The organism is Hydrogenophaga sp. (assembly GCF_031426985.1).
GTDB lineage: Bacteria > Pseudomonadota > Gammaproteobacteria > Burkholderiales > Burkholderiaceae_C > Hydrogenophaga.
This window is the reverse complement of record NZ_JASJOY010000092.1, coordinates 6214-9400: the sequence shown is the minus strand read 5'-3', so window position 1 is coordinate 9400 and position 3187 is coordinate 6214. Positions and strand designations below refer to the sequence as shown.

The following is a 3187-nucleotide window of genomic DNA, read 5'->3' as shown; positions in this document are numbered from 1 at the left end:
TCAAGGTGCACGCGGCCGAGACGCTCGGCCGCGTGGTCGACCGCGCGGTGCAGGTGTTTGGCGGCATGGGCTTTTGCAAGGAACTGCCCATCGAGCGCTATTACCGCGATGCGCGCATTTACCGCATCTTCGACGGCACCAGCGAAATCCACCGCGGCGTGATCGCCAAGGCGGCGCTCAGAAAAGGGGCTGCGCTGTTTGACGTGAACCGCTGAACCGTTCTGTGCCTGGCGGGGGTCGTGTGAATGGGATGGGCGGCCTCCTCATGCTGGGGTACCAGAAATCGTCGGCCGCCCATCCCCCTCACACGACGGGTCTGCATGGACATGACACCAAACGCTTTCGTAGGTCGGAGCTTCAGCTCCGACATGGCGACCTGAATGAACCGCAACGTCGGCGCTGAAGCTCCGACCTACACGATGTGTGCAAACCACCGACCCATCGGGGCTGGCGTGGGGGCCGCGGCCCCCACGCCAGCCCCGATGCAGCGCACCAAAAAAACAAACACAACCGAGAAGAACAAACATGCCAACCAAATTCATGAGCGCCCAAGAGGCGGCGCAACTGATCAACGACGGTGACACCGTGGGCCTGATGGGCGGCGGTGGCGGACTGATGGAAGCCACCCACTTGTTCGAGGCGGTGCAACAGCGCTTTCTCAGCACCCAACAGCCGCGCCACCTCACCCTCATGCATGCGCTGGGCATTGGCGACAAAAAGACCAAGGGCATGAACTGCTTCGCGCACGAAGGCCTGGTCCAACGCGTGATCGGCGGCCATTGGGTCTGGTCGCCCGCCATGCAGCAACTCGCCCTGGCCAACAAGATCGAGGCCTACATCCTGCCCGGCGGTGTGAGCAGCCAGCTCATGCGCGAAATCGGCGCGGGCCGCCCCGGCCTCATCAGCCATGTGGGCCTGGGCACCGTGTGCGACCCGCGCCACGGTGGCGGCCGCATGAACGACGCGGCCCAGGACGACCTTGCCGAAGTCATCCAGATCGACGGGCGCGAATACCTGCGCTACAAACCCTTCCCCATCCACGTGGCCATCGTGCGCGCCAGCAGCGCCGACGAAGACGGCAACATCGGCTTCGAACATGAAGCGGCCAACCTCGATGCCCAGTCGCTCGCCCTGGCCGCGCGCAACAGCGGCGGCAAAGTGATTGTGCAAGTGAAAGAGCGATTGCCCGCAGGGGCTCTGAAAGCCCGTGAGGTGCGCATCCCGGCGGCCTGGGTCGATGCCATCGTGGTCGACCCCGATCAGAGCACCAGCTACGCCATCCCCTTTGATCCTGCCTTCAGCGGTGAGTTGACCGGCGCTGAACGCGCACTCAGCCAAGCCGAAGACCACGCCCGCGAAGTGGCCGCTGCGAAAGAGGTCTTCAGCGAGCGCCAGGCCGTGGCGCGTCGCGCGTATCAGGAGCTGTTCAACACCGGCAAGGCGCGCCCGGTCATCAATTACGGCGTGGGTGTGCCCGATGCCGTGGCCAAGCTGATCGCTGCGCGCAACGAGCAACACCGCATTTACCAGACCATCGAGCACGGCACCTACGGCGGCACGCTGATGGACGGTGAGCTGTTTGGCTACGCGCGCAACGCCAGTGCCATACTGGACGCGGCCACGCAATTTGACTTTTATGGTGGCGGCGGCCTGGACATTGCGTTTCTGGGTTTTGGCGAGTTCGACGCAGAAGGTTCGGTCAACGTCTCGCGCCTGGGCGGCGTCACCGTCGGCCCCGGCGGCTTCATCGACATCGCGCAGAACGCCAAAAAGGTGGTGTTCTGCGGCACGCTCGCGGCCAAGGGCGTGCAGCTGCAAACCGGCGATGGCCAGATGCGCGTGCTGCAACAAGGCAGCGTGAAAAAGTTGGTGCAAAAAGTCGACCAAATCACCTTCAGCGGACCGCAAGGCCTGGTGCGACATCAAGAGGTTCTTTACCTGACCGAACGCGCCAGCTTCAGACTCACAGCGGCAGGCATAGAGCTGTTCGAGATCGCGCCGGGCATCGACCTGCAACGCGATGTGCTCGATCAGATGGGATTTGCACCGCTGGTAGCGGCAGACCTGAAGGTCATGAACAGCGCGCACTTCCAGGCGTGATCAAAATGCGCAGCGTGGCCTGCGCTCTGACCTCAGACGGTTGCTGTGAAAAACAGCATTCGGTCGCAGGGGCGACCTCCCACAAAACCCTGCGATCCCTGTGGGAGCGCGCCCCTGCGCACGAATGCCCGTTGACTTTCATCATCCGGGGCGTCGGACAAATTCATGCCAGTTAGTCAGTACCATTCGTCTTCTCTGGATCTTCAGCTGGGTGCAGGCTGAATAAACTCTGGATCTGACCTTCATTTTCTTTTGAGGACGACCATGACGACAACGCGTATTTTTGCCGCCAAGCGCATCTTGACCATGAACCCGGCGCGCCCCGAGGCCACCCATGTGGCGGTGCGTGACGGCCGTATCCTGGGGGTCGGGTCACTGGACGAGTTGCGCGGCTGGGGGCCCAGCGAGCTGGACGAGACGCTGGCCGACAAGGTCTTGATGCCCGGGCTCATCGAGGCCCATGCGCACATGATGGCGGGTAGCTTATGGCGGTTTGTGTATACCGGCTACTTTGACCAGGCCGGCCCGGATGGTCGGGTCTGGCCCGGTTGCCGGTCTTTGCCGGAGGTCATGGCGGCGCTGCGCAAAGCCGCCGCTGAGATGTCGGACGCGAGCACCCCGGTCATCGGTTGGGGCTTTGACCCGATCTATTTTGGAGAGCAGCGTTGCAGCCGCCACGATTTGGATCAAGTGAGCAGCACGCGGCCGGTTGCCCTGTTGCATGCCAGTGGCCACATCCTCAATTGCAATACGCTGGTACTGCAGCGTGCCGACTTTTTGCGTGCCGACGTGAATCATCCGGGTTTCCCGCTGGGAGCGGACGGCTTGCCGACGGGTGAATTGCGTGGCCCCGAGGCCATGATGCCCGTGTTCGCCCACGTTGGATTGGGACGCGAGTTGTTGGGCGGCGACGAAGTCGGTATCCGTGCATTTGGGCGTATTTGCAACCGGGCGGGCGTGACCACCGTGGCCGATCTGGCCGCTACGCTCGGCGATGGCGAGGTCGACAACTTGCTGCGGGTGACCGGCGAGGCCGATTACCCTGCGCGCGTGGTCTCATTTTTGCGCTTGATTGGTCTCAGTCCCA

General features: G+C 63.0%; 3 protein-coding genes. All 3 read left to right on the top strand.

The features are described 5' to 3' along the window. The coding region (locus RMP09_RS11850) for an acyl-CoA dehydrogenase family protein (RefSeq protein ID WP_310566171.1) at nucleotides 1–215 on the top strand (215 nt) is incomplete at its 5' end. Nucleotides 216–525: 310 nt separating this feature from the next. Then, complete coding sequence (locus RMP09_RS11845; protein WP_310566170.1) at nucleotides 526–2100, top strand: CoA-transferase; 1575 nt, start codon at nucleotides 526–528, stop codon at nucleotides 2098–2100. 264 nt (nucleotides 2101–2364) lie between these two features. After that, a partial coding sequence (locus RMP09_RS11840; RefSeq protein WP_310566169.1) for an amidohydrolase family protein occupies nucleotides 2365–3187 on the top strand: 823 nt, incomplete at its 3' end.